This window comes from Klebsiella sp. CN_Kp066 (assembly GCF_040065135.1).
Classification (GTDB): Bacteria; Pseudomonadota; Gammaproteobacteria; order Enterobacterales; family Enterobacteriaceae; genus Klebsiella; species Klebsiella oxytoca.
In genome coordinates, this window is sequence record NZ_JBEAIU010000034.1 from 149,077 (window position 1) to 175,503 (window position 26,427).

Sequence of the window (26,427 nt, forward strand, 5' to 3'; positions counted from 1 at the left end):
CGCCCACTTTGCTTCGCTGCGGCGGCTTTGCGGCGGGCGCTTTTGTGGTACACAGCACAGCAAAACGAAAAAGAAGTTAGCAGGAGAGCAAGATGTTTAAATCCTTTTTCCCCAAACCGGGGCCGTTTTTTATTTCTGCCTTTATCTGGTCGCTGCTGGCGGTGATCTTTTGGCAGGCGGGCGGCGGCGACTGGCTGCTGCGGGTCACCGGCGCATCGCAGGATGTGGCGATTAGCGCGGCGCGCTTCTGGTCCCTCAACTACCTGGTGTTCTACGCCTTCTACATATTCTGCGTGGGCGTTTTCGCCCTTTTCTGGTTTATTTACAGCCCGCACCGCTGGCAGTACTGGTCGATCCTCGGTACCTCGCTGATTATTTTCGTTACCTGGTTTCTGGTCGAGGTTGGGGTGGCCATTAACGCCTGGTATGCTCCGTTCTACGATCTTATCCAGGCCGCGCTGGCAACGCCGCATAAGGTCAGCATTAACCAGTTCTATCATGAAATTGGCATCTTCCTCGGCATTGCGCTAATCGCAGTGGTGATCGGCGTGATGAACAACTTCTTCGTCAGCCACTACGTCTTCCGCTGGCGTACCGCGATGAACGAACACTATATGGCGCACTGGCAGCATTTGCGCCATATCGAAGGCGCCGCGCAGCGCGTGCAGGAAGATACCATGCGCTTTGCTTCCACGCTGGAGAGCATGGGCGTCAGCTTCCTTAACGCGGTGATGACCCTTATCGCCTTCCTGCCGGTGCTGGTAACGCTCTCCGCGCACGTCCCGGATTTACCGATTGTCGGTCATCTGCCTTACGGCCTGGTGATTGCCGCCATCGTCTGGTCGTTAATGGGTACCGGCCTGCTGGCGGTCGTTGGGATCAAGCTGCCCGGCCTGGAGTTCAAAAACCAGCGCGTTGAGGCCGCCTATCGTAAAGAGCTGGTTTACGGCGAAGATGACGCTAACCGCGCGACGCCGCCGACGGTGCGTGAACTCTTTGGCGCCGTGCGCCGCAACTATTTCCGCCTCTATTTCCACTATATGTATTTCAATATCGCCCGTATTCTTTATCTGCAGGTGGATAACGTTTTCGGTTTGTTCCTGCTGTTTCCGTCGATTGTTGCCGGTACGATTACGCTGGGCCTGATGACTCAGATAACCAACGTCTTTGGCCAGGTTCGCGGTTCGTTCCAGTACCTGATCAGCTCATGGACTACACTGGTTGAGCTGATGTCTATCTACAAACGTCTGCGCAGCTTCGAGCGCGAGCTGGATGGCAAAGAGCTGCAGACCGTGACGCAAACATTAAGTTAATCAACGCAAGGATGAACCATGCCGGTAGCGCAATCCAGAATCACTTCTCTCACCCTGACGCTACTGGCAGGGATTGTCCTCAGCGCCTGCTCCAGCAAACCGGAGCCGGAGCTGAAAAAGGGCGAAAAGGCGATTGATGTCGCCGCGGTAGTGCGGCAGAAAATGCCCGCCAGCGTGAAGGATCGCGAAGCCTGGGCGCAGGCCATCGCCAAAACCTTTGCCAGTCAGAAGCTGGCGCCGACGGAAGAGAACGTCTGTTCGGTGCTGGCGGTGGCGCAGCAGGAATCCAACTATCAATCTGACCCGGCGGTGCCGGGGCTGAATAAAATCGCCTGGCAGGAGATAGACCGCCGGGCGGAAAAAATGCACATTCCGGTTTTTCTGGTACATACCGCGCTGAAAATTAAATCACCCAACGGCAAAAGCTATAGCGAACGTCTGGATAGCGTGAAAACCGAAAAGCAGCTGAGCGCGATTTTCGATGATTTTATCGGCATGGTGCCGATGGGACAGAAGCTGTTCGGCTCGTTGAACCCGGTGCATACCGGCGGCCCGATGCAGGTCAGCATTGCTTTCGCCGAGCAGCACACCGACGGCTATCCGTGGAAAATCGACGGTACCGTGCGCCAGGAGGTGTTCAGTCTGCGCGGCGGTCTGTGGTTTGGCACCTATCATCTGCTGAACTATCCGGCGAACTACAGCGTACCGCTGTACCGTTTTGCTGATTTTAACGCCGGATGGTACGCCAGCCGCAATGCCGCCTTCCAGAATGCCGTCTCTAAAGCAACGGGCGTGAAGCTAGCGCTGGATGGCGACTTAATTCGCTACGACAGCGACGAGGCGGGAACCACCGAACTGGCGGTGCGCCGCTTATCCTCCCAGCTGGCGATGAGCGACGACGAGATCCATCGTCAGTTAAAGAAAGGCGACACGCTGGCGTTTGAAGAAAGCGATCTTTATAAACAGGTATTTCGCATCGCCGATAAGAAAGCCGGTAAAACGCTTCCGCGGGAAGTCCTGCCGGGTATACAGCTTGAGAGCCCCAAAATCACCCGTAATCTGACCACCGCCTGGTTTGCCAAACGCGTTGACGACCGACGGGCCAGCTGTATGGCGCGCCGCTAACGGCGGCTGCGCCAGCGAAAAATCAGCCCTGATATGCCAATTAACAGGCTGGCCGCCACGAAGGGAATCAGGCCAAACAGGGTGCCGACCAGCAGGCCAATTTCGACCCGGGGGCGGCTACTGTCCTGCATCTGAATCAAGTGCTCAAGAACGCCCGGCGCGTGGATTAGCATGCTCAGCATTTGCGCGCCGGCCCAGAAGCAAAACAGCACAAACAGAGCATAGGCGATGTTGCTGCTGGTAATAGCGCTCCTCTTTTTGCCGCCGTTGACGGTCTTTGCAAAGGTGAACTCAGCCATATTGACCTCCGGACTTCGCTTTCTTGCCGATTTTTTACTTCGGCTACATACGAGTCATTCTGGCAACCCCGGGGGGATTCCAGTATCAGATTGCTGGTAATTTCCGCCCAGGAATATTCCTGATTTCATCGGCTTGTGAGTTTGCTACAAATTTGTGAAATTTAGACCGCTATCGCAATGTGCGACAATTCTCCACGCGGCTGCAGACCGGCGGTGATGGCTATGCGAAGATGCTTTTTTTGTTGTCGGAGTGGTTATGAAACTCACTGAAAAAATCCGCCGCGACTGGCACTACTATGCGGTTGCCCTGGGGTTAATTTTTATTATGAATGGCGTAGTCGGGCTGCTGGGGTATGAAACCGAAGGCTGGCGTTCATACGCGGTTGGGCTGGTGACGTGGGTGATTAGCTTCTGGATCGCCGGTTTTATTATTCGCCGCCGTCCGCCAGAGGAAGCGTAAAGCGGAGGTGGTGAACCCGTAGCCCGGGCAGGCGCTTGCGCCGCCCCCGGGGAGATAACCTGAAGCCGTGTTGGATGTGGTTTCCCGGAGGCGATGCTGCGCATCTGTCCGGGCTACCGGCCCGGTAAGGCACCAGCCGCCACCGGGCGATACCTTGATTAATTCATCGATGTTTTCAGCGCCCGATCGGCGGCGTGACGCTCCAGCGCCAGTTCAATCAGGCGGCTAATCAGGCTGGTGTAATCCAGGCCGCTGGCCTGCCATAGCTTCGGATACATGCTGATGTTGGTGAAACCCGGCAGGGTGTTGATTTCGTTAATCACCACGTCGTTATCAGCGGTCAGGAACACATCGACGCGCGCCATGCCGCTGCAGCCGAGGGTCTGATAGGCACGAACGGCGATCTCGCGAATTTTGTCGTTTACATCGCTATCGATGGCCGCCGGAACCACCACCTTCGCCCCTTGATCGTCAATATACTTGGTGTCGTAGGCGTAGAATTCGCTATTAAGAACGATTTCGCCGCAGGTACTGGCCTGCGGATTATCGTTGCCGAGCACCGCGCACTCGATCTCACGCCCTTTAATCCCCTGTTCGACCACCACTTTATGGTCAAATTCGAAGGCCAGGGCGACGGCCTGCTGATACTGCTCTTCGCTGTTGACCTTGCTGACGCCCACCGAGGAGCCCTGGTTCGCCGGTTTAACAAACAGCGGCAGGCCCAGCTTCGCCTGCACCTCGGCAAAGCTTACCTGATTCCTGTTAGCGCGGGTCAGGGTAATAAAAGGGGCAATCGACAGCCCGGCATCGCGCAGCAGACGTTTGGTGACGTCTTTGTCCATGCAGGCGGCGGAGCCGAGGACGTCGGAGCCGACGAAGGGCAGGTTGGCCATCCGCAGCATGCCCTGCAGAGAACCATCTTCGCCAAGAGTGCCGTGAACGATCGGGAAGATGACGTCGATGGCCGCCAGCGGCTGGCCGCTATCGGCGTTAATCAGCTGCTGCGCCTCGCGTCCGGGAATCTGCGCCAGCGTAATATCGGACGGGCGCAGGGCAATATGGGCAGGATCCTGCGGATTGAGCAGATAGTTACTGGCGTCGTTAATATGCCATTGCCCCTGCTTATCAATCCCCAGCAAAACTACGTCGAAGCGCGTTTTATCGATCGCTTCCACGATATTTTTCGCTGACTGAAGCGACACTTCATGTTCTGCCGACTTACCGCCGAAAACGATCCCAACCCTCATCTTAGCCATTTCAACTTCCATCATGATTACATCAAAGGGCATAACATAGCATGTGAAAGAGCCCCCTGGCTGCCATAATATTCACCGGGTAAAGCATTGGGAGGCGGCGCGTGAAAGGAAAAGGTCTTATCGTTCTGTTGGCGCTGCTGGCGGCCGGATATTACGGCTATCGTTATCTTCCCGCACAGTACAATCCATTCGCGCCGCTGCGCCTGGAAGACCCCCCGGGACTCCTCAGCCACTATAAACTGCGGCGATTAACGCCCGCCGAGTGCGCTGGCCTGCTTGAGGAGGCCAACCGGCGGAAGCTCATTTCCAGCCAGCCGGTGGCCGATAGCGGAGGAGCGTGTCCTCTGCAGAATGTGGTTCGGGTGCGTGATTTTGGCACGGTGAAGCTCAGCAGCAGCTTTCTTGCCAGTTGTCCGCTGGCGTTGAGCAGCGCGCTATATCTGCAACAGCAGGCGAAACCGTTGACTCGCCGGATGCTGGGGCAAGAGCTCCGCCAGATTGACCATTTTGGCAGCTATGCCTGCCGTAATATTTACCATCGCCAGAACGCGCGGCGCAGTGAGCACGCTACCGCGGAGGCGCTGGATGTCAGCGGCTTTCGTCTGTCCGATGGCCGACGCGTCAGCGTGCTGAAAGGGTGGCCCGATGCGCAGTATCACCCCTGGCTGCAGGCGTTACTGGCCGGCGGTTGCCGCTATTACGGCAACGCTTTAGGGCCGGACTATAACGCGGCCCATGCCAACCATTTTCACTTCGGGATGCGCGGCCAGGGTTTCTGTTTCTAAGCATAACTCACTGTACACCACGATTTTCACCACGAAATCATTCGCAACAGGGCTATATGGTGTCATAAAACACTAAACTCACCTCTGGCGCATCTCTGGTAGTACGGCGGATCGGGGAAATTGCTAAGCTAGGTAATAATTGCCAAAAAATTAATGAATACGCGTAGTTATGGAATCCTGGAAGGTTAATCTTATCTCCGTCTGGTTTGGCTGTTTTTTTACCGGACTGGCTATCAGCCAAATTCTCCCCTTTTTGCCGCTGTACGTTTCTCAACTCGGCGTAACCTCGCACGAAGCGTTATCCATGTGGTCTGGGCTGACCTTCAGCGTCACCTTTCTGGTGTCAGCGATCGTCTCGCCGATGTGGGGCAGCCTGGCCGACCGCAAAGGGCGCAAGCTAATGCTGCTGCGCGCCTCGCTGGGGATGGCCATCGCCATTTTACTCCAGGCCTTTGCCACCAACGTCTGGCAACTGTTTATCCTGCGTGCGGTGATGGGGCTGACCTCCGGCTATATTCCTAACGCCATGGCGCTGGTGGCGTCTCAGGTTCCGCGCGAGCGTAGCGGCTGGGCGCTGAGTACGCTTTCAACGGCGCAAATCAGCGGCGTGATCGGTGGGCCGCTGCTCGGCGGTTTCCTGGCTGACCATGTCGGTTTGCGCGCGGTCTTTATCATCACTGCTGTTTTACTGACCGTGAGTTTCCTGGTGACGCTGTTTCTGATCAAAGAGGGCGTCCGCCCGCAGATGAGTAAAGCGGAGCGGCTGAGCGGTAAGGCGGTGTTTGCCTCGCTGCCTTATCCGGGTCTGGTAATCAGCCTGTTTTTCACCACCCTGGTGATCCAACTGTGCAATGGTTCAATTGGCCCGATTCTGGCGCTCTTTATTAAGTCGATGGCGCCGGATAGCAATAACATCGCCTTTCTTGCCGGCATGATCGCCGCCGTACCGGGCGTGTCGGCGCTGATTTCGGCTCCCCGTCTGGGGAAACTGGGCGACAGGATCGGCACCTCGCGGATCCTGCTGGCGACGCTATGCTGCGCGGTGGTGATGTTCTTTGCCATGTCGTTCGTCACAACCCCATTCCAGCTTGGCGTGCTGCGTTTTCTGCTCGGTTTTGCCGATGGGGCAATGCTGCCGGCGGTGCAAACGCTTCTGCTGAAATACTGCAGCGACAGCGTGACCGGGCGGATTTTTGGTTATAACCAGTCGTTTATGTATCTTGGCAACGTGGCCGGTCCGTTAATCGGCGCATCGGTCTCGGCCATGGCCGGCTTCCGCTGGGTGTTTATCGCGACGGCGGTTATTGTCCTGATCAATATCTGGCAGCTGGCCATCATGCTGCGTCGCAGCCGTCGTACAACGGCTTAATCCCTTCTCTTCTCCTTCGCCGGTATTGACATCACAGCGTCAATGCCGGTCGCCGACCGCCTTCAGCTTCAAATGTATCACCGATCACAAAACGATCATTTTCCCCTCTCATCCTCTTCTATTATTAACTGTTACGCGTATACAGTTACGCGTAACAGTTATCTGAAAAAGAGGTTTTATGCGAAATTTATTCGATTTGACAGGGAAGCGCGCGCTGATCACCGGGTCTGCTCAGGGGATAGGCAATTTGCTGGCCGGCGGCCTTGCGGAGTATGGGGCAGAAATCATCATCAACGATCGGACTCAGGCCCGCGCGGACCAGGCGGCGCAGGCGCTGGTGGCGCAGGGCTTCCGCGCGGTAGGGTACGCGTTTGATGTCACTCAGGCGACGCAGGTCGAGCAGGCGATAGCCCGCATCGAAGCGGAGGTCGGCGCCATTGATATTTTAATTAATAACGCCGGGATTCAACGACGTTTCCCTTTTACCGAGTTTCCGGAGGAGGAGTGGGATAACGTTATTGAGGTCAACCAGAAGGGCGTTTTCCTGGTTTCGCAGCAGGTGGCGAAATATATGATCGGCCGCCGCGCCGGGAAGATAATTAATATTTGCTCAATGCAGAGCGAGCTGGGGCGTAAAACCATTACGCCTTATGCGGCCTCGAAAGGGGCGGTTAAAATGCTGACCCGCGGCATGTGCGTTGAGCTGGCGGAATACAATATTCAGGTTAACGGTATCGCACCGGGATATTTTGCTACCGAGATGACCACCGCCCTGGTCAACGATGAGGCATTTTCCGCCTGGCTGTATCAGCGCACCCCGGCGGCACGCTGGGGCAAACCGGAAGAACTGATTGGCGCCGCGGTGTATCTGGCTTCTTCAGCGGCAAACTTTGTTAACGGTCATTTGTTATTCGTGGATGGCGGGATGCTTGCCGCCGTCTGAATCACTTCACGTCCTTCGAACCGCATGCGCGCACGCACTGCCTGAAGGACGGATTATTAAACCCGTGTGATGGTATTCAACACCTGAGGATGACTTATGCAAATGCTCGCGAAATTACCCGCGCGTCGCTGGTGGTATTTAATGCCGATTATATTTATTACCTATAGTCTGGCCTACCTTGACCGCGCAAATTATGGTTTTGCCGCTGCGGCGGGAATTGAAAGTGATTTAGGGATTACGAAAGGAACGGCATCGCTTATTGGCGCACTATTTTTTCTCGGCTATTTCTTTTTCCAGGTGCCCGGTGCGATATATGCGGTAAAACGCAGCGTGCGAAAAATGATTTTCTTCAGTCTTATTTTATGGGGATTTTGCGCGGCGGCGACCGGGTTCGTCAGCAATATTCCGATGCTGATGGCGATTCGCTTTACGCTGGGCGTGGTCGAGGCGGCGGTGATGCCGGCAATGCTGATTTATATCAGTAACTGGTTTACCAAAACCGAACGTTCACGCGCCAATACTTTCCTGATCCTCGGAAATCCGGTGACGGTGCTGTGGATGTCGATCGTTTCGGGCTACCTCATTCAGGCGTGGGGCTGGCGCGAGATGTTTATTATCGAAGGCATTCCGGCGGTGCTGTGGGCGGTATGCTGGTGGATTCTGGTGCGCGATAAACCGTCCGAGGTTTCCTGGCTGAGTGAGCAGGAAAAAGAGACCCTGCAGAAGGTGATGGACAGCGAGCAGAGTCATATCAAGCCAGTGCGCAACTACGGTGAAGCGCTGCGCTCGCGCAATGTCATTATGCTCTGCGCGGTCCATGCGCTGTGGAGCATCGGCGTGTACGGCTTCATGATGTGGATGCCGTCAATTCTGAAAAACGCCGCGCAGATGGATATCGTGGCGGTGGGCTGGCTGGCGGCGGTGCCGTACCTGGCGGCAATCATCCTGATGCTGACGGTTTCCTGGCTGTCGGATAAGTTTCAGAATCGAAAGCTGTTTATTTGGCCATTATTACTGATTGCCGCTATCGCTTTCTTTGGTTCGTGGATGGTGGGCAACCAGGCGTTCTGGCTCTCTTACCTGCTGCTGGTGATTGCCGCGGCGTGCATGTACGCGCCCTATGGCCCGTTCTTCGCGCTCATTCCTGAACTGTTGCCGCGTAACGTCTCCGGGGTATCGATGGGCCTGATCAACAGCTTCGGCGCGCTCGGCGCTTTCCTTGGCGCGTGGCTGGTGGGGTATCTGAACGGTATTACCGGCGGACCGGGGGTATCCTATACCTTTATGGCTATCGCGCTGTTGTCCTCCGTCGTGCTGATGTACAACGTGCGCGCTAACCCACAACCCGCCACCTCCTCGGTGACGGCAAAAAAGGTCGCCGGTTAACATAAACCGCCGCTGCTGTGGTAAGGTTCTCTGCAAGGACATAAGTCGTTTGTCGTAGAGAACCTGATGAAAAACAACCGGATGACATTGCAGGATATCGCCAACCTGGCGGGGTTGAATAAAATGACGGTCAGTCGTTATTTACGCGACCCCGGTCAGGTCTCCCAGCGCAGCCGTGAGCTGATTTCGAAGGTCATGGAAGAGAACAACTATATTCCTAATCGGGCGCCGGAAATCCTGCTTAATGCCCGCAGCAAAACGATTGGCGTGCTCATTCCCTCTTTTCGCAATCAGATTTTTGCCGATGTGCTGGCCGGAATCGAATCCGTCACTTCCGCTCACCAGTACCAGACCCTGATTGCCAACTACGAATACGATCCGCAGCGTGAAGAGCGCGAGGTGCTTAACCTGCTCTCTTATAACATTGACGGGCTGATTTTGACCGGAAAACAGCATAGCGATCGCATGGTGCAATACGTCCGCGCCAGCGGTATTCCTGTTGCTGAACTGATGGATTTTGGCGGTCAGCAACTGGATATCCAGGTAGGTTTCGATAACGAAAAGGCGGCGTGGGACATGACGAACGCCTTTCTTGAGAGCGGTAAACGGGCGATCGCCTTTTTTGGTTCAATGGACGATCCCCGCGATTTAAGCCGCTTTCACGGAACCGAACTGGCGCTGGCGGCCCACGGTTTGAAGCCCTATCATATGGCGCCGCGCACCATCTCCTCGGTTGCGCTTGGCCGGCAGATGTTTCTGCAAATGCAGCAGGTGCGGCCGGATATCGATGCGATCTTTTGTACCAACGACGATCTGGCGGTAGGCGTGCTGCTGGAGTGCCAGGCTCAGGGAAAAACCGTCCCGCAGGAGATGGCGATTGCCGGTTTTCACGGGCTGGAAATTGGCCGCGCCCGGCTGCAAAAAATCGCCAGCGTCATTACCCCACGTTATGAAATCGGTAAAACTGCGAGCGAAATACTTATTGCACGTCTGGCCGGAAAAGACGCGCCGGACAGCGTTAATCTGGCCTACCAGATATATTATGGCGATACGTTATAGTTATCGATAGAATAGCGATATTCCATTTTATTCTTATTTGTTAAATTTGGTTATGTCGCTTATTAATCCGTCATTGAGTCATTTCCTGGATGGCGGGGTGTAAAGAGCAAAACGTTTCGCTTGTTATTCATCGATGAGCCGATTCATTTTAAAAAAATAATTGTGGCAACCGACGGCTAATGTATGACATAAATAGCAGACTACGGACCTCGCATAAGGATAAAGCGCTGTGAAGAATCTCATTGCTGAGCTACTGGTAAAACTCGCCCAAAAGGAAGAAGAATCGAAGGAACTGACGGCCCAGGTCGAGGCGCTGGAAGTGGTGGTCACTGCTCTGCTGCGCCATATGGCGCAGGACGCCCAGCAGGCGCTCATCAGCGATATCGAGCAGGCGATCGACGAGGCCAGCCCCGGCCCGCTGGTCGATGACCGCGATACCCAGCTACTGCAGCAATATATAAAAAAGCTGTTACGGCATCCTCGTAGTTAGTTTCGTGACAAGGTATGGATGCTGTCATTTTACTGTCACATCGCTTTTATACAGTCTCCCTCGTTTTGTTTTTTAAAGTATTTTTTACATGGAGACGATAAAAGTGAAATTAAGCGCCCTGTTTATTGCCCTGCTACCTCTGCTGGGCTCCCCGATTATTCACGCAGAAACAACAACCGCACCGGTTCTGGAAAATCGCGCCGCCCAGGGCGATATCACCACGCCGGGCGGCGCGCGTCGTTTAAGCGGCGATCGGACCGAGGCGCTGCGCGCTTCGTTAATCAATAAACCAGCTAAAAATATTATTTTGCTGATTGGCGACGGGATGGGGGATTCTGAAATTACCGCCGCGCGAAATTATGCAGAAGGGGCGGGCGGATTTTTTAAAGGGATTGACGCGCTGCCGCTGACTGGCCAGTACACCCACTATTCGCTGGATAAGAAAACCGGCAAGCCGAATTATGTGACCGACTCCGCCGCTTCCGCTACCGCATGGACCACCGGCGTAAAAAGCTATAACGGCGCGCTGGGCGTCGATATCCATGAAAAAGATCATCAGACTATCCTTGAGCTGGCGAAAGCGGCGGGTTTAGCCACCGGTAACGTCTCAACGGCGGAACTGCAGGACGCGACGCCGGCTGCGCTGGTGGCGCACGTCACTTCGCGTAAATGCTACGGCCCGAGCGTGACCAGCGAAAAATGTGCCAGCAATGCGCTGGAAAAGGGCGGGAAAGGTTCCATTACCGAACAACTGCTGAACGCGCGTCCCGACGTGACGCTGGGCGGCGGAGCGAAAACCTTCGCTGAAAGCGCGACGGCCGGCGAATGGCAGGGCAAAACGCTGCACGAGCAGGCGGTGGCCCGCGGCTACCAGATCGTTACCGATGCCAGCTCACTGGCCGCCATTAGCCAGGCAAATCAGGATAAACCGCTGCTCGGTCTCTTCGCGGAAGGCAATATGCCGGTGCGTTGGGAAGGCCCAAAGGCGTCTTATCACGGCAATATCGATAAGGCGGCAGTAACCTGTACTCCGAACCCGAAACGCGATGCATCGGTGCCGACGCTGGCGCAGATGACTGAAAAAGCCATCGATCTGCTGAGCAGCAATGAGAAAGGCTTCTTCCTGCAGGTGGAAGGCGCTTCCATCGATAAACAGGATCATGCGGCGAATCCGTGCGGCCAGATTGGCGAGACCGTCGATCTGGATGAAGCGGTACAGAAGGCGCTGGAATTTGCCAAAAAAGAGGGCAACACCCTGGTTATCGTCACCGCCGACCACGCTCACGCCAGCCAGATTATCCCCGCCGATACCAAAGCGCCGGGCCTGACGCAGGCGCTGAACACCAAAGATGGCTCGGTGATGGTGATGAGCTACGGCAACTCTGAAGAAGAGTCGATGGAGCATACCGGTACTCAGCTGCGTATCGCCGCCTATGGCCCGCATGCGGCTAACGTGGTGGGCTTAACCGATCAGACCGACCTGTTTTACACCATGAAAGCCGCACTTAATCTGAAATAACCGGACGCCGGTGATGAATTTTCGTTACCGGCTGGTTTTTTCTCCATCAGCGACCAGACTTACAGTGTTCCACTCATAGAGGATGGTGCGATGAAAATAACATTACTTGTGACCCTACTTTTTGGCCTGGTATTTATGACAGCGGTGAGTGCCGCGGAAAAAGAGTTGACCCCTCAGCAGCAAAAGATGAGCGTCTGCAATAAAGAAGCATCAGCGAAGTCGCTAAAAGGGGATGAGCGTAAAACGTTTATGAGCAGCTGCCTGAAGAAAGAGGGCGCGGCCCAGGACGGTAAGGGGTTAACGCCTCAGCAGCTAAAAATGCGCGAGTGCAACGGTCAGGCGACCCAGCAGTCGCTGAAAGGTGACGATCGCAGCAAATTTATGAGCGCGTGCCTGAAAAAACAGGTGTAGAAAATGAGCGGGTGAGGGATACCCCACCCGCTGTCCGATGTGGATATCAGGAACGGCTCAGCTGCTCTGATTTTTCCATGCATTTCGCCATGGCTTCGATAACGGCGGAACGGAAACCCTTCTCTTCCAGCACGCGCACGGCCTCGATCGTCGTGCCGCCCGGCGAGCACACCATATCCTTCAGCGCGCCCGGATGTTCCCCGCTTTCGAGCACCATTTTGGCCGAGCCCATCACCGCCTGGGCTGCGAATTTATATGCCTGAGCGCGCGGCATTCCGCCGAGTACGGCGGCATCAGCCATTGCTTCGATAAACATAAAGACGTAAGCCGGCGCGGAGCCGCTGACGCCTACCACCGGGTGGATCATCGGCTCAGCAATAATTTCCGCCTGGCCAAAGCAACGGAAGATGGTCAGGATATCCGCGGTCTCTTCGGCGCTAACCAGCGCGTTTGGCGTAACCGACGTCATGCCCGCATTAACCAGCGAAGGCGTATTGGGCATCGCGCGGACTATTTTACGATCGTGGCCCAGAGCGCGCGCCAGCTGGTCGAGGGTGACGCCAGCGGCAATGGAAACCACCAGAGAGTCTTTATTCAGGCTGGAGGCAACGTCGCTGAGAACTTTCACCATCACGCCCGGCTTAACGGCGCCAAAGATAATATCCGCTACCTGAGCCACTTCCTGCGCGCTTTGCGCCGCATTTATGCCGTACTGGTCGTGCAGGGCCGCCACTTTATCCGGCGACGGGGTGTAGACCCAGATTTGTCCCGGCTGAACCTGTCCGCTGGCGATCAGGCCGCCGAGAATGGCCTTGCCCATGTTGCCGCAGCCGATAAAGCCGATTTTCTTCTCCATCACCAATCCCCTTGTTTGTTTTATCGTTAGCGACATAGCTTATCATCTTGTTGCTTTCGCGGAAGGCCAAAGCAGGCGACAATACGTTATCTCTTTTTCATCGACAGGAGCCGCAATGGCTATTTGGGTTGATGCGGACGCGTGTCCGAACGTCATTAAAGATATTTTGTTCCGCGCCGCCGAGCGTACGCAAATCTCGCTGACGCTGGTCGCTAACCAGCCGCTGCGCGTCCCGCCGTCGCGCTTTATTCGCACGCTGCGCGTGGCGCAGGGTTTTGACGTGGCGGATAACGAAATCGTACGTTTATGTGAACCGGGGGATCTGGTGATTACCGCCGATATCCCGCTGGCGGCGGAAGTGCTGGCGAAGGGTGGGGCGGCGCTGAACCCGCGCGGCGAACGCTACAGTGAGGCGACGATACGCGAACGCCTCACGATGCGCGATTTTATGGAAACGATGCGGGCCAGCGGCGTGCAGACCGGCGGCCCGGATAGCTTATCCCAGCGCGATCGACAGCAGTTTGCCGCCGCGCTGGAGAAATGGCTGCTGGACGTCAAGCGCCAGCAGGGTTAAACCCAGCTGTCGTCGTCGCTGCCGAAATCATCGTTGCCAAAACCGGCGTCGAAGTCGGCATCATAGTCGTTGTTGTCGGCAAGGAACTGACTGTCATCCTGGCGGAAGGTATCGTCAGCGACGCTATTGTCCTGCGCCTGGCTGAGATCCGGCTGCGGTTTCTCTTCGATGATATTAACGATCTCCTGCGGATGCGAGCCGCTAAACATATTGGTGAGCATGTTTCCCAGCACCACCCCGCCCGCAACGCCCGCCGCCGTTTGCAGCGCACCGGCCATAAAACCGCCGCCGCTGCGGGCGCCCTGAGGCGCATAGCTCTGCTGTTGCGTCTGCGGAGCATACTGAGGCTGGACGCTGGCCTGAGGGCGACCATACTGCTCGGCCCCAGGAATGGGATCGGAACCGCGAGACTGACCGCCGCCAAACAGACCAGAGAGAAAGCCACCGCTGCTCGGCTTCGCGGCCTGCAGCTGGCTGACCTGACTTTCCAGCGCCTGAATCCGCTCGTTGAGCTGCTTGATTGCCGCTTCCTGAATCAGAATCGTTTGCGCCATATAGTAAGGGGCGAACGGTTGTTCTTTAATGTGCCCGGCAATCCGCTCCTCGGCGCTGGAATCGCGCGATGCGCTGCGGCTCTCGGCCTCTTTTAACCGGGAAAACAGTCCATCGATAAGGCGTTGCTCTTCAGATTGCATACTACATACCTCTGTCATACTGATTGATTAGCCTCAGATTCGCTCCGAAGCACGGATGTTGTAAATATGTGGCTGCGTAAAGCTGTGCAGAAATGTGTTACTGTTTACGCCAGACTGCGAACAAAAAATAACTTTTGTACAAAAGTAAAGCTGGCATAACACCACATGCAATGATAAGTTTACATTTAAAGTCCTTTCTAATACTAAGGTGAAAGGGTTTGCAGATGGTGTGTAACGTTTATTTTACGGTTATCGTCGGGTAAGTTTGCGGTACCATTGTTTCTCTTTTCGCTTTCATTTATCCGCAAAACGCGGAACCAAGGGGTCTTCGGTAATGACACAGCTAATTTTTCTTGTCGGGCCTCGCGGCTGCGGTAAAACGACGATCGGTCATGCGCTGGCGGAAGCTCGCGGTTTCCAGTTCGCCGATACGGATCATGAGCTTCAGGAGCATGAACAACGCAGCGTGGCGACTATCGTTCAGCAGGAAGGCTGGGAACGCTTTCGCGCTCTGGAAACGCAGGCGCTGGAACGCGTCGCTCAACCCGCAACGATCATCGCTACCGGCGGCGGCATTATTCTCAGCGAATACAATCGTCAGTTTATGCGGGAAAATGGCGTCGTGATCTATCTTGAGGCCACGGTTTCTGCCCTGATTGGTCGTCTTGAAGCCTATCCGAAGGCGGAACAGCGCCCTACGCTGACCGGAAAGCCGATCCGCGATGAAGTGGGGGAGGTGCTGGCACAGAGGGAAGCGCTGTATCGGGCCGCCGCGCATCATATTATCAACGCGACCGTCCCGCCGGATGAAGTCGTTGAACAGATTATGACGACCGTCTGCGGTGAGACCTATACCAGTTAAGACTTTACCTGGGGTAAACGGATCGGCAGCGCCTATACTTTAAATCTCTTAAGGTAAAAAAAGGAAATGCTATGCCGACCAGACCTCCATATCCAAGGGAAGCGCGCGTTGTCGCCGTTGAGAAAGGCCCCGAGGGGCAAACGGTGACCTGGTACGAACTGCGCGCTGACCATCCGACGCCTGACTCGCTTATCAGTGAGCACCCTACAGAACAGGAAGCGCTGGACGCTAAACGGCGTTACGAAGATCCTGATAAGTCATAATTCCCCAATAAATGTCCGGGATTCGCTCTGAAAAAGTCGTAACCGGGCATATATCACATTTTTAATTAATTAACAGTACTAATGATTAACTAAGATACGGATTTTCAGGAGCGTTTTAAGCGCTTCTGGAATCTTTACATTCCATATTAGCCGTAACCTGCTACGCTTCACGACGGTTGATTTTGGTCACCAGGGGGCAGAAGTCGTAAATAGAAGCCTGTTTTGAAACAGCGGTTGTGACAAAGGTAAATGATATGAGTAGTGCATCGATGGCAATTTTGACCATTGGGGTGGTACCGGTGGCGGAGATGTTGCCGCTTTTAACTGAACATATCAGGGAAGATCAGATCAATCATATTAGCCTGTTAGGCAAAATGGCGCGCGAAGATGTTATGCGCGATTACTGCGTGGAACCCGGCGATGAAGCGCTGTTAACCTTGCTCAATGATAATCAAATCGCGCAAGTCTCGCGGCAGAAAGTTGAACGTGATTTACATAGCGTCATTGCGATGCTCGATAAACAAAATTACGACCTTATTTTACTGATGAGTACCCATCCTTTTAGCGGATTTAAAGCAAATAATGCAATCCTGCTCGAGCCGCAAAGGATCATTCCGCCGCTGGTCGCGTCGATTGTTGACGGCCATCAGGTGGGAGTAATTGTTCCGGTGGAAGAGATGCTGCCGCTGCAGCGGGATAAATGGCAGGTGTTAACGCATACTCCTTTTTATGCTATCTGCAGTCCGGTTAACGGTAGTAAAGAACAGCTGCTGGCCGCGGGCAGGGAGTTGATTGAACAAGGCGCTGACGTATTAATGCTGGATTGTCTTTGTTACCACCAGCAGCATCGCGATATATTACAAAAAGCGCTGGATATTCCGGTTTTATTGTCAAATATACTGATTTCACGGCTGGCGGCAGAACTATTAGTTTAACCTGTTGTAACACGTTAATTTTACGTGACAGGGGCAAGGAGCGCCCCCTATATTGTGCCTTCAACACAAGATCATAAGGGCGAGTTTATGCTTCAAAGCAATGAATACTTTGACGGAAAAGTAAAATCCATTGGCTTCACCAGCAGCAGCACCGGTCGTGCGAGCGTGGGCGTTATGGCGGAAGGGGAATACACCTTCGGGACCGCGCAGCCGGAAGAGATGACCGTAGTCAGCGGCGCGCTGAACGTTCTTCTGCCGGGTGAAACCGAGTGGAAAGTCTATGCTGCCGGGGAAGTATTCAACGTTCCGGGGAATAGCGAGTTTAATTTGCAGGTGGCTGAACCCACGTCTTATCTGTGCCGCTATCTGTAACGTTCGTTTCCTTCCTGCGCAGGCAGGAAGGAATTTACCCGATTAGCGCTGCGCTTCGCCGCCTAACCCTTCTACCAGATTCTGAATTAGCGCGGCCAGTTCGCCGGTCATCAGAATAAAGTCCGCGTCAAAGCGCTGAGCGAAATCTTCCCGGTCGATATCTTCATTCTGGTCCCGCAGCTCGTCGCAGAACTTCAGACGTTTAATCGAACCATCATCGCACATTAAGAACTGAATGCGCTGTTGCCAGTCGAGCGCCAGCTTGGTCACCACCTTACCAGCCTCAATGTGCACAGCGATCTCATCGCTGACCAGATCCTGTTTTTTCGCGCGGATCACGCCGCCATCTTCCAGCATCGCTTTCAGCTCGGCTTCATCCAGCAGCTGGAAGCCCTGAGCCACGGTACCGGAACGCACCCACTCGGTCAGCGTCAGTTCGATCGGGGTTTCCAGCGCCAGCGGAACAACCGGCAGCGAGCCCAGGGTTTTACGCAGCAGCGCCAGCGTATCTTCCGCTTTTTTGGCGCTGGCGCAGTCCACCATGATCAACCCGTTGACGGTATCGATCCACATCATGGTCTGGCTGAAGCGGCTAAAGGCGCGCGGCAGCAGGGAATGAAGCACTTCATCCTTCAGCGAATCTTTTTCCGTTTTTTTCAGCTTACGGCCCTGTTCGGCTTCCAGCTTGAAGATCTTTGCTTCCAGCGCCTGTTTGATCACCGGAGACGGCAGGATCTTCTCTTCTTTACGCGCGCAGATAACTATCTGGCCATTTGCCGTATGGGTCAGCGCATCACTGTGCGAGCCCATCGGCGGAACCCAACCGGTTTTGGCCATATCCTGGCTGCCGCATGGGGTAAATGTCAGCTCGGCCAGCTGTTTTTCCATCTCCTCGGCGCGCAGGGAAATGTCGCGGCTGAGACGATAAACCATTAAATTTTTGAACCACAGCATGATAATTTCCACGGCTTTGTCGTTAAATCCAGCGGGCATGATAGCGAATTGTCGCTATGCTTGCATTGTTAATCGGGAGAGGAATTCACAGTGCGCATTGGGATTGATTTAGGCGGGACCAAAACGGAAGTCATCGCGCTGAGCGACCAGGGAGAGCAGCTATTTCGCCACCGCCTGCCTACGCCAGGGGGGGATTATCGCCAGACGATAGAGACGATAGCCTCGCTGGTCGAGATGGCCGAGCAGGCTACCGGGCAGAGCGGCACGGTCGGCGTCGGCATCCCCGGTTCGATTTCGCCTTATACCGGCGTAGTTAAAAATGCCAACTCAACGTGGCTCAACGGCCAGCCGTTTGATAGAGACCTTTGCCAGCGCCTGCAACGTGAAGTGCGTCTGGCCAACGATGCCAACTGCCTCGCGGTGTCGGAAGCGGTCGACGGCGCGGCGGCCGGGGCGCAAACGGTATTCGCGGTGATCATTGGCACCGGCTGCGGTTCAGGCGTGGCGCTTAACGGACGCGCCCATATTGGCGGCAACGGCACGGCGGGCGAGTGGGGACACAATCCGCTGCCGTGGATGGATGAGGATGAACTGCGCTATCGCGCTGAAGTACCGTGCTACTGCGGTAAACAGGGCTGTATCGAAACCTTTATTTCCGGCACCGGCTTTGCTATCGATTACAAGCGGTTAAGCGGCCACCAGCTAAAGGGCAGCGAGATTATGCAGCGCGTCAGCGAGCAGGATCCGGTGGCGGAACTGGCGCTGAGCCGCTACGAGATGCGGCTGGCGAAGTCGTTGGCTCACGTGGTCAACATTCTCGATCCGGACGTCATTGTGCTTGGCGGGGGAATGAGCAACGTTGATCGTCTCTATCAAACGGTGCCGAATCTGCTAAAACCATGGGTATTCGGCGGTGAATGCGAGACGCCGATTCGCCGGGCGGTGCACGGGGACTCCAGTGGCGTGCGCGGCGCGGCCTGGCTGTGGCCGCTGTAATCTTCAACCCGCTGCGCGGCCTGAACGGTGCAGCGGGTACCCTGCGGATTATCGGTCCGGGATCTCCTCCAGGCTGTAATAAATCGACAGCCCCCTTTTTTTGCCTTCCTCAATATCCAGATCCGCGCCGCGAGATTCGCCCGGCAGGCGTAAAATAGCGTCACAGCGGCTAATTAAGCGGTGAGCGACGGGGTAGAGATATTCCTCGCTAATCGCATCGCCAATTTCCGTGGAGCCCGCGGCTTTGGCAATGGGGAGAGCCAGCCATTCGCCGACCACGGGGATATGTCCTTTCTGATAAACGCGTAGCGCAACCTGGGCCATATTGTTCAGGTTAGCGTCGATTAGTTCCGCGCGATTGTGAGTGCCGCTGCGTACCGGGCCGGCAATCAAAATTAGTAAATTTTTCATGGTTAAGACCTTCTTAATGGGCCAGAGGGGATGGGACGATGCTGCCGGAGGCCGCAGTTCGCCCGTCAGAAAAGTTATCGATGCACGTTTTTGCACGAAATGATGCGATGACGATAATAAACGCGTTTTCATGCATGAATTAGCCTGATTTTCATCATTAAAGCAATTTAATTGAACTTATCATGCATATTCGTGCGATATCAAGATGTATCGTGAATTTCTGACCCGGACAACGGAGCGACCTCTCCCGTGGGAGAGGTCTTGAAGACAGGTGCGGAGGGAGAACATTATTCGACGGCGAAGGTTTTATCCAGGCGGCTATAGCCCAGCCCGTTGATCTTTTTAACTTTAATTTGCACCGGAATGCGCTCTTTCATCGCCTCGACGTGGCTGATGACGCCGATAACCTTGCCGCTGGCGTTGAGCGCGTCCAGCGCATCCAGCGCGGTATCGAGGGTTTCGCTATCCAGCGTGCCGAAGCCCTCATCAAGAAACAACGAGTCTATCCGCGTCTTATGGCTCACCAGGTCGGAGAGCGCCAGCGCCAGCGCGAGGCTTACGAGGAAACTCTCGCCGCCGGAGAGGGTCCGGGTGTCGCGCACCGCGTCCGCTTGCCAGGTGTCGACCACTTCAAGCTCCAGGGCATCGCTGGCTTTACGTTGCAGCAGATAGCGACCGTGCAGGCGATTAAGCTGATGGTTGGCCAGCCACACCAGATTATCCAGCGTCAGGCCCTGGGCAAATTTACGGAATTTATCGCCCTCCCTGGAGCCGATAAGCGAGTTCAGCCATCCCCAGTCTTCCACTTCCTGCGCGGTGCGCTCCATCTGCTGGCGTAAAGCGTGCTGACGCTGCTGGTTTTCTGCATTCTGTTTCAGCTGCTGGCGAATCTCTCCCTGACGGGCGCTGTTTTCCCGCAGCAGCGTCGTTAGCTGCTGAAGCTGTTCCTGCACCTGCTCAAGAGACTGGCTGAAGTCCATTTCCGCCGGCGGCTGCCGGCTGTGGTTATCGAGCGCTTCGCGAGCCCGTAGCGCCAGCGCCTGATTCTGCTGTAGCCTGCTCTCCAGCGTCTGTTTCAGGTTTTCGAGACGCTGGCGCGTTTCCTCATCAAGCAGCGCGGCGAGAAATGCCTGCCGGTCCGCGAAGGGGCTGGCGGCCAGCGCTGCGCTGAACTGCGCTTCGCTCTCTTTCAACTGAACCTGCTGCTGGCTCTCCTGCTGCCCCAGAGTTTGCCACTGGCTCTGGAGCGCGAGGCAGTCATCGTGCACCTGACGCCAGCCGTCGAGCGGCGCGGGTTCTGCCGCTAAGTCCGTTTCCGGTAAGGCCTCCAGCAGCGGGGTCAGCTGCTGGAGCTGTTCCTGCAGGGCGAGCAGTTCATTCTGTTTGGCCTGCCAGCTGCGGGTCTCTTCTTCCCGCAGCGCCAGCCAGCTCGCGGTCTGCTCTGCAGCCGGTAGGCTCAGGCTAAAGGCGCTCAGTTCGGCCGCCAGCGCGGCGCTGCGCTGCTCTTGTTCCTGCTGTAGCTGCTGAAGCTGCTGCTGGCACTCCTGCTGCTGAGCCTGCCAGGCCAGACGCTGCTGATGCTGATAGAGCCGCTGTTCATGCTCCTGCTGCGCATTTATCCAGCCCGGAATATCATCCTTTGGCGTCAGGTCGATATTTAATCCGCCGATCGTCTCCTGCCAGCGTGATGTAAGCGCTTGCTCCTGCTGCAGAAGCGATGCTTTCTCAGCCGCCTCTTTTTGCTGGTGCTTAATCAGGGCGTCCAGCTCGCCGCGCACCAGGGCGCCAGCCTCCGCCAGCTGTTTAACTTCGCGCTCCAGCGCATCGCGCCGCGCCTGATTAACGCCGGGAACCAGCGCCTGATATTCGGCGACGGCCGGATGCTGCGCGGAACCGCAGAGCGGACAAGGGGTACCGGGCTGCAGGCGAGCACGCTCGGCCTCAAGACCGGCAATGCGCGCTTCCATTTCGCACAGGGCTTTCACATCGCTCAGCTGCTGATTCTTCTCTTTATAAGCCTGACGGCGCTGAGCCAGTATCGCTTCCAGTTTTTCCTGCTCCTGCCTGGTGGCCTGCCCGGCGGCGTTGAGCTGCATCAGGCGCTGGCCCAGAGGCTGAAGTTGACTATGTAGCGCTGAGAGCTGCTGGCGCAGAGCGCGAGCCGCGGCGTGCTGCGCCAGCCCGGCGCTGACCTGTTCGGCATCCAGCGTCAGCCCGGCGGGCGGCAGGTCTGCCAGTCTGCGACGGGTTTCCGCCAGACGTTGCTGCAGGGCGGCTTGCTGCTGGGTATCGCGAGTCTGCTGCTGGAAAGCCGCCCGCCAGCCCGCCAGCGCATTGCCCCACCGCTGAAAACGGTCATGCTCTTTTAGCCATGCGGAGAGCGTTTGCTGGTGGCTCTGCAGGCGTTCAGACTGCTGGCGGGCGGCGAGGCGAATCCCCGCTCGCCGTCGCAGCCTTTCATGTAAGCGAGTATTTACTTCTTCTCTCAGGCGACGGGTTTGCGCCAGCGCGGTGGTTTGTTCCTGCTGACGCGTCCACTGTGGACGTAAGTGCTCTGCAGGCTGGGCATTCAGCAGCACGGTCAGCTGCGGCTGCGCCTGCTCCAGCGCAGATTGGGCTTCGCGTAGCGCGCTCTGCGCCTGCAGATCTTCTGCTGTCAGCTCTGCGCGGCGTACCAGCCACTGACGGGCATTTTGCAGACGGCTTTGTTCGCTAACCTTCTGTTTTTCTTCATCAGTAAGCGCTTGCAAACTTTGCTGTAGCGCCTGCTGCTGGTCGTCGCTTAGCAGCAGGACGCCGGAAGCCTGAGCCTGGATTTTCTCCAGCTCGACGCGGGCCTGCTTATGCTTTTCAAAGACCTGCGCGGAAATCTGGCCGTAAATTTCGGTACCGGTCAGCTCTTCCAGCAGCTCGGCGCGCTCTTTCGGTTTAGCATTCAGGAAGGCGGCGAACTGCCCCTGCGATAGCAGCATCGAGCGGGTGAAGCGGCCATAGTCCAGGCCGGTGAGCGAGGCGGTCATTTCCAGCTTGTCTTTGATCTTATCGGCGAGGATTTTGCCATCCTCGCAGCGCGCCAGCTCGACGCGCGGCACCTGCAGGTTGCCGTCCGGCTGGTTTCGCGCCCGGTTCTGACTCCAGAAGGCGCGATAGGCGATGCCTTTGACTTCGAACTCCACTTCCGCCAGGCATTCGGCGGTGTCGCGAGTCATCAGATCGTTTTGTGATTGCGACACGCTGCTCAGGCGCGGGGTTTCGTGATAGAGCGCGAGGCAGATAGCATCCAGCAGCGTGGTTTTTCCGGCGCCGGTCGGCCCGGTAATCGCGAACAGACCGTTGCTGGCGAACGGCTCAACGGTGAAATCAATTTTCCATTCACCTTTCAGTGAATTGAGGTTTTTCAGGCGTAAGCTGAGTATTTTCACAGGCGATCCTCACCGTTCAGGCTATGCAGCGTTTCATTAAAAAGCTGTTCCAGGCGCTGCTGCTGCGCGGCTTCCAGCGTTTCCAGCGCCAGACGGCGGGCGAAGACATCCTCCACCTGCAGTTCGCTGAGGGTCTCTCGCTGAGCGCCGGCCAGAATGCGGTTGCGCTGGGCGCGACTGCGGCGCACCAGCAGGACTTCCACCGGCAGCGTTTCGGTCTGCGCCTGAATTTTACGCTGGATATCATGCATATATTCGTCGCTGGTGATTTCGATATCCAGCCACACTGCGGGCTGCAGGGCGCTATCCTGCCACTGGTTTAGCTGCTCGCTAATGCTGGCGAAATCGCCCTTTAGCACCGCCAGCGGCTGGGTGACGGGAACGATAAGCGGCGTGACATCCGCCAGACGCCCGTGGGTAAAAGTGACCAGATTGACGCTTTTATTTTTCCCTGCTTCATCAAAGCTCAGCGGGATGGGGGAGCCGCTGTAGCGGATATGCTCGCAGCCGCCCACCACCTGCGCACGGTGAATATGGCCGAGCGCAATATAGTCGGCAGGCGGAAAACGGCTCGCCGGAAAGGCGTCCAGCGTACCGATATAGATTTCGCGCACCGCGTCGCTTTTGCTGGCGCCGACGGTGGTTAAATGGCCGCTGGCGATAATCGGTAGCGCCCGGTCGCCGCGCAGTTCGCAGGCCTGCTGGTACTGCTGCTGGTAATAGTCGCTGATGGCGCTCAGGAGCTGCTGCTGCTTTTCGCCGCTGGAGTGCCCGGCCTGGCTGGTTACCAGTTCACGCGGGCGCAGGAACGGCACCGGGCAAAAAATCGCCCCCGGCGAACCGTCGCGCAGCGGCAGAATAAAGGGGGCGTGGCCGGCATTGGCCACGACCGTGGTTTTCAGGAACGCAAGAATGTCTCGCGACTCGTTGAGGGTGGCGACCGAATCATGGTTGCCCGCCAGCACCACCAGCCGACAGCCGGTTTGCTGCAGCTGAACGACAAACCGGTTATACAGCTCGCGCGCGTAGCTCGGCGGGGAGCCGGTATCAAAAATATCGCCCGCGACAATAATGGCATCGACGTCATGTTCCTGCGCGCTGGCCAGCAGCCAGTCGAGAAACGCCTGATGTTCGGCGGCGCGACTTTTACTGTAAAAATTTTGCCCAAGATGCCAGTCAGAGGTATGAAGGATGCGCATAGTTGTTCCATAGCGTAAAAGCGAAAGCGGCATTATATACCCGTCATCCTTCAAGTTGCTTATGCGTTGGCTACCCGCGCCCACCCAGTCGCATCGTTATCTCTTTTTTGGGACTTACGCCCTTGCTGCCTTTAAGCAAGCCGAATTATTACGGGGATAAGACTGCTCTCAGGCGCGATAAGTCCGTGTCACAATTCGAAATCCGCGTTCATCCGGCGGTCATTTTTTTCATAAATCTGTCATAAATCTGACGCATAATGGCCGCGCACTTCTATACTGATGGCTAAAAAATACAGGGTAAATAATGGCGAGAAGAATTCTGGTCGTTGAAGATGAAGCTCCAATCCGCGAGATGGTTTGCTTTGTTCTGGAGCAAAACGGCTTTCAGCCCGTCGAGGCGGAAGATTTTGACAGCGCGGTTAATCAGCTCAATGAACCCTGGCCGGATTTGATCCTCCTCGACTGGATGCTGCCGGGTGGGTCGGGTCTGCAGTTTATTAAACAGCTCAAGCGTGAAGCGATGACCCGCGATATTCCCGTGGTGATGCTCACCGCCCGCGGCGAAGAGGAAGATCGCGTCCGCGGTCTGGAGACCGGCGCCGATGACTACATCACTAAGCCGTTTTCCCCGAAAGAGCTGGTGGCGCGAATTAAAGCCGTGATGCGGCGCATTTCGCCGATGGCGGTGGAAGAGGTGATTGAAATGCAGGGGCTGAGCCTCGACCCCTCTTCGCATCGGGTCATGACCGGTGAAAATCCGCTGGATATGGGGCCGACGGAGTTTAAATTATTACACTTCTTTATGACCCACCCGGAACGGGTTTATAGCCGCGAACAGCTGCTGAATCACGTCTGGGGAACCAACGTTTATGTCGAAGACAGAACGGTAGACGTGCATATTCGCCGTCTGCGCAAAGCGCTGGAACATAGCGGCCATGACCGGATGGTACAAACGGTTCGCGGTACGGGATATCGTTTCTCCGCCCGATTCTGAATGTTGACAGGAGTGTGAACCGTGCTGGAACGGCTGTCATGGAAAAGGCTGGCGCTTGAGCTTTTCTTGTGTTGTATCCCGGCCCTGATCCTCGGGGCGTTTTTAGGTCATCTGCCGTGGTTTTTATTGGCGGCAGTGACCGGTCTTCTTATCTGGCATTTCTGGAATCTGATGCGCCTGTCATGGTGGCTGTGGGTTGACCGCAGCATGACGCCTCCGCCGGGTAGTGGCAGCTGGGAGCCGCTGCTGTACGGACTGCATCAAATGCAGATGCGTAATAAAAAGCGTCGCCGTGAGCTGGGCAACCTGATTAAGCGCTTTCGCAGCGGGGCGGAGTCTCTGCCGGATGCGGTAGTGCTGACCACCGAAGAAGGCGCGATGTTCTGGTGTAACGGCCTGGCGCAGCAGATCCTGAATCTGCGCTGGCCTGACGATAACGGGCAGAACATCCTTAACCTCTTGCGCTATCCTGAATTTGCCAATTACCTGAAATACAGGGATTTTTCTAAACCGCTCAACCTGGTACTGAATAACGGTCGCCATCTGGAGATTCGCGTGATGCCCTACAGCGATAAACAGCTGCTGATGGTTGCGCGCGATGTTACGCAGATGCACCAGCTGGAAGGGGCGCGGAGAAACTTTTTCGCTAACGTCAGCCATGAGCTGCGTACGCCGCTGACGGTGCTGCAGGGGTATCTGGAGATGATGCAGGAGCAGGTGCTGGAAGGGGGGACGCGCGAAAAAGCGTTGCACACCATGCGCGAGCAAACTCAGCGAATGGAAGGCCTGGTGAAACAATTGCTGACGCTGTCGCGAATCGAAGCCGCGCCGGTCCTGGCGATGAACGATAAAATCGATGTGCCGATGATGCTGCGGGTCGTTGAGCGCGAAGCGCAAACGCTAAGCCAGCAGAAGCATGCGCTGCATTTTTCGGTTGATGAATCGCTGAAAGTGCTGGGTAATGAAGAACAGCTGCGCAGCGCGATTTCCAACCTGGTGTATAACGCGGTCAATCATACGCCGCCGGGAACGGATATTACCGTAAGCTGGCAGCGAGCGCCGCACGGGGCAATGTTCAGCGTCGAAGATAACGGGCCGGGCATCGCGCCGGAACATATTCCGCGCCTGACCGAGCGTTTCTATCGGGTGGATAAAGCGCGCTCGAGACAGACCGGCGGCAGCGGTCTGGGGCTGGCGATTGTCAAACATGCGGTCAGCCATCACGATAGCCGCCTCGAAATTGAGAGTACGCTGGGTAAAGGCACCCGCTTTAGCTTCCTGCTACCGGAACGTTTAATTGCCAAAAATTGAACGCCTGCATGTGGGTGTCAGCATAACTTGCCAATGACCAGCTTCGGCTGGTCATTTTCGTTTGCAGTAAAATCGAAGTTGAGTAATTAACGAACGTTAGCTGCTTTTTTGTTCGCATGATAAGCCAGATGTTTTCCATCCATCAGGTAAATAATTCTACGCATTAAA

Annotated in this window: 27 protein-coding genes; 19 read left to right on the forward strand and 8 right to left on the reverse strand. The window is 55.9% G+C overall.

Annotated features, from left to right (window positions below; genetic code table 11):
- Nucleotides 1-92 precede the first annotated feature (92 nt).
- The gene (sbmA, locus tag ABLV75_RS12410) at nt 93-1,313 is read left to right on the forward strand and encodes a peptide antibiotic transporter SbmA (RefSeq protein ID WP_004099371.1); all 1,221 of its coding nucleotides are present in this window, start codon (nt 93-95) and stop codon (nt 1,311-1,313) included.
- Between the two features lie 18 nt (nt 1,314-1,331).
- Nucleotides 1,332-2,438 carry a DUF1615 domain-containing protein gene (locus ABLV75_RS12415; protein ID WP_004099373.1) on the forward strand — a complete coding sequence of 369 codons (1,107 nt, stop codon included), beginning with the start codon at nt 1,332-1,334 and terminating at the stop codon, nt 2,436-2,438.
- Here ABLV75_RS12415 and ABLV75_RS12420 read toward each other — a convergent pair.
- Nucleotides 2,435-2,737 (reverse strand): DUF2755 family protein, encoded by a 303-nt coding sequence (locus ABLV75_RS12420; protein WP_004099375.1) that lies wholly within the window; start codon nt 2,735-2,737, stop codon nt 2,435-2,437. The genes ABLV75_RS12415 and ABLV75_RS12420 overlap by 4 nt on opposite strands.
- Before the next feature lie 256 nt (nt 2,738-2,993).
- Here ABLV75_RS12420 and ABLV75_RS12425 point away from each other — a divergent pair, with 256 nt between their 5' ends.
- Complete coding sequence (locus tag ABLV75_RS12425; protein WP_004099377.1) at nt 2,994-3,197, forward strand: DUF2754 family protein; 204 nt, start codon at nt 2,994-2,996, stop codon at nt 3,195-3,197.
- A gap of 158 nt (nt 3,198-3,355) precedes the next feature.
- On the opposite strand, the gene ddlA is transcribed toward ABLV75_RS12425, so the two are convergent.
- On the reverse strand, nt 3,356-4,453 hold the full coding sequence (gene ddlA, locus ABLV75_RS12430; protein ID WP_004099379.1) for a D-alanine--D-alanine ligase: 1,098 nt from the start codon (nt 4,451-4,453) through the stop codon (nt 3,356-3,358).
- 101 nt (nt 4,454-4,554) lie between these two features.
- On the opposite strand from ddlA, the gene ABLV75_RS12435 reads away from it, so the two are divergent.
- The 8 genes from ABLV75_RS12435 (at nt 4,555) to psiF (ending at nt 12,415) form a co-directional block, all read left to right on the forward strand.
- Nucleotides 4,555-5,238 (forward strand): extensin family protein, encoded by a 684-nt coding sequence (locus tag ABLV75_RS12435; protein ID WP_004099380.1) that lies wholly within the window; start codon nt 4,555-4,557, stop codon nt 5,236-5,238.
- 169 nt (nt 5,239-5,407) lie between these two features.
- Complete coding sequence (locus ABLV75_RS12440) at nt 5,408-6,607, forward strand: multidrug efflux MFS transporter (RefSeq protein ID WP_004099381.1); 1,200 nt, start codon at nt 5,408-5,410, stop codon at nt 6,605-6,607.
- A 178-nt stretch (nt 6,608-6,785) separates the two neighbouring features.
- Complete coding sequence (gene idnO, locus ABLV75_RS12445; RefSeq protein ID WP_004099382.1) at nt 6,786-7,550, forward strand: gluconate 5-dehydrogenase; 765 nt, start codon at nt 6,786-6,788, stop codon at nt 7,548-7,550.
- Between the two features lie 96 nt (nt 7,551-7,646).
- Complete coding sequence (locus ABLV75_RS12450; RefSeq protein ID WP_004099383.1) at nt 7,647-8,936, forward strand: MFS transporter; 1,290 nt, start codon at nt 7,647-7,649, stop codon at nt 8,934-8,936.
- A 66-nt stretch (nt 8,937-9,002) separates the two neighbouring features.
- Nucleotides 9,003-9,995: a substrate-binding domain-containing protein gene (locus ABLV75_RS12455; protein ID WP_004099384.1), complete on the forward strand. Its 993-nt coding sequence runs from the start codon at nt 9,003-9,005 to the stop codon at nt 9,993-9,995.
- Nucleotides 9,996-10,224: 229 nt separating this feature from the next.
- Nucleotides 10,225-10,485 (forward strand): anti-adapter protein IraP, encoded by a 261-nt coding sequence (gene iraP, locus ABLV75_RS12460; RefSeq protein WP_004099385.1) that lies wholly within the window; start codon nt 10,225-10,227, stop codon nt 10,483-10,485.
- An 88-nt stretch (nt 10,486-10,573) separates the two neighbouring features.
- Nucleotides 10,574-12,004 (forward strand): alkaline phosphatase, encoded by a 1,431-nt coding sequence (phoA, locus tag ABLV75_RS12465; protein ID WP_024273826.1) that lies wholly within the window; start codon nt 10,574-10,576, stop codon nt 12,002-12,004.
- 90 nt (nt 12,005-12,094) lie between these two features.
- Nucleotides 12,095-12,415, forward strand: a complete 321-nt coding sequence (gene psiF / locus ABLV75_RS12470) for a phosphate starvation-inducible protein PsiF (RefSeq protein WP_004099387.1) — start codon at nt 12,095-12,097, stop codon at nt 12,413-12,415.
- Nucleotides 12,416-12,461: 46 nt separating this feature from the next.
- Here the strand turns inward: psiF and proC are convergent, their stop codons facing one another.
- Nucleotides 12,462-13,271: a pyrroline-5-carboxylate reductase gene (proC, locus tag ABLV75_RS12475; RefSeq protein ID WP_004099389.1), complete on the reverse strand. Its 810-nt coding sequence runs from the start codon at nt 13,269-13,271 to the stop codon at nt 12,462-12,464.
- 115 nt (nt 13,272-13,386) lie between these two features.
- Between proC and ABLV75_RS12480 the strand changes: the two genes are divergently transcribed.
- Complete coding sequence (locus tag ABLV75_RS12480; RefSeq protein ID WP_004099390.1) at nt 13,387-13,845, forward strand: YaiI/YqxD family protein; 459 nt, start codon at nt 13,387-13,389, stop codon at nt 13,843-13,845.
- On the opposite strand, the gene ABLV75_RS12485 is transcribed toward ABLV75_RS12480, so the two are convergent.
- Nucleotides 13,842-14,540, reverse strand: coding sequence for a DUF2076 domain-containing protein (locus tag ABLV75_RS12485; RefSeq protein WP_004099391.1), 699 nt, complete (start codon nt 14,538-14,540; stop codon nt 13,842-13,844). The two genes, ABLV75_RS12480 and ABLV75_RS12485, sit on opposite strands and share 4 nt — an antisense overlap.
- 334 nt (nt 14,541-14,874) lie before the next feature.
- Between ABLV75_RS12485 and aroL the strand changes: the two genes are divergently transcribed.
- The 4 genes from aroL (at nt 14,875) to ppnP (ending at nt 16,972) form a co-directional block, all read left to right on the forward strand.
- Nucleotides 14,875-15,402 (forward strand): shikimate kinase AroL, encoded by a 528-nt coding sequence (aroL, locus tag ABLV75_RS12490; RefSeq protein WP_004099392.1) that lies wholly within the window; start codon nt 14,875-14,877, stop codon nt 15,400-15,402.
- Nucleotides 15,403-15,473: 71 nt separating this feature from the next.
- A complete protein-coding gene (gene yaiA / locus ABLV75_RS12495) occupies nt 15,474-15,665 on the forward strand; it encodes a protein YaiA (RefSeq protein ID WP_004099393.1) in 192 nt (63 codons plus the stop codon).
- Between the two features lie 254 nt (nt 15,666-15,919).
- Entirely contained in the window at nt 15,920-16,600 is a 681-nt protein-coding gene (locus ABLV75_RS12500) for an AroM family protein (protein ID WP_176678779.1), read from the forward strand.
- A gap of 87 nt (nt 16,601-16,687) precedes the next feature.
- Complete coding sequence (gene ppnP / locus ABLV75_RS12505) at nt 16,688-16,972, forward strand: pyrimidine/purine nucleoside phosphorylase (protein WP_004099395.1); 285 nt, start codon at nt 16,688-16,690, stop codon at nt 16,970-16,972.
- 42 nt (nt 16,973-17,014) lie between these two features.
- Here ppnP and rdgC read toward each other — a convergent pair whose 3' ends face one another.
- Nucleotides 17,015-17,926, reverse strand: a complete 912-nt coding sequence (gene rdgC, locus ABLV75_RS12510) for a recombination-associated protein RdgC (protein ID WP_004099396.1) — start codon at nt 17,924-17,926, stop codon at nt 17,015-17,017.
- A gap of 90 nt (nt 17,927-18,016) precedes the next feature.
- Here rdgC and mak point away from each other — a divergent pair, with 90 nt between their 5' ends.
- Nucleotides 18,017-18,922 carry a fructokinase gene (gene mak, locus ABLV75_RS12515; RefSeq protein WP_004099397.1) on the forward strand — a complete coding sequence of 302 codons (906 nt, stop codon included), beginning with the start codon at nt 18,017-18,019 and terminating at the stop codon, nt 18,920-18,922.
- A 48-nt stretch (nt 18,923-18,970) separates the two neighbouring features.
- On the opposite strand, the gene ABLV75_RS12520 is transcribed toward mak, so the two are convergent.
- The 3 genes from ABLV75_RS12520 to sbcD form a co-directional block, all read right to left on the reverse strand.
- The gene (locus ABLV75_RS12520; protein WP_004099398.1) at nt 18,971-19,333 is read right to left on the reverse strand and encodes a hypothetical protein; all 363 of its coding nucleotides are present in this window, start codon (nt 19,331-19,333) and stop codon (nt 18,971-18,973) included.
- A gap of 287 nt (nt 19,334-19,620) precedes the next feature.
- Nucleotides 19,621-22,755, reverse strand: a complete 3,135-nt coding sequence (gene sbcC, locus ABLV75_RS12525) for an exonuclease subunit SbcC (protein WP_004099399.1) — start codon at nt 22,753-22,755, stop codon at nt 19,621-19,623.
- Nucleotides 22,752-23,954, reverse strand: a complete 1,203-nt coding sequence (gene sbcD / locus ABLV75_RS12530; protein WP_004099400.1) for an exonuclease subunit SbcD — start codon at nt 23,952-23,954, stop codon at nt 22,752-22,754. The genes sbcC and sbcD overlap by 4 nt, the downstream gene beginning before the upstream one ends.
- A gap of 304 nt (nt 23,955-24,258) precedes the next feature.
- On the opposite strand from sbcD, the gene phoB reads away from it, so the two are divergent.
- Both phoB and phoR read left to right on the forward strand, forming a co-directional pair.
- A complete protein-coding gene (gene phoB / locus ABLV75_RS12535; RefSeq protein WP_004099401.1) occupies nt 24,259-24,948 on the forward strand; it encodes a phosphate response regulator transcription factor PhoB in 690 nt (229 codons plus the stop codon).
- 21 nt (nt 24,949-24,969) lie between these two features.
- Nucleotides 24,970-26,259 (forward strand): phosphate regulon sensor histidine kinase PhoR, encoded by a 1,290-nt coding sequence (gene phoR, locus ABLV75_RS12540; RefSeq protein ID WP_004099402.1) that lies wholly within the window; start codon nt 24,970-24,972, stop codon nt 26,257-26,259.
- The last annotated feature ends 168 nt before the right edge of the window (nt 26,260-26,427 follow it).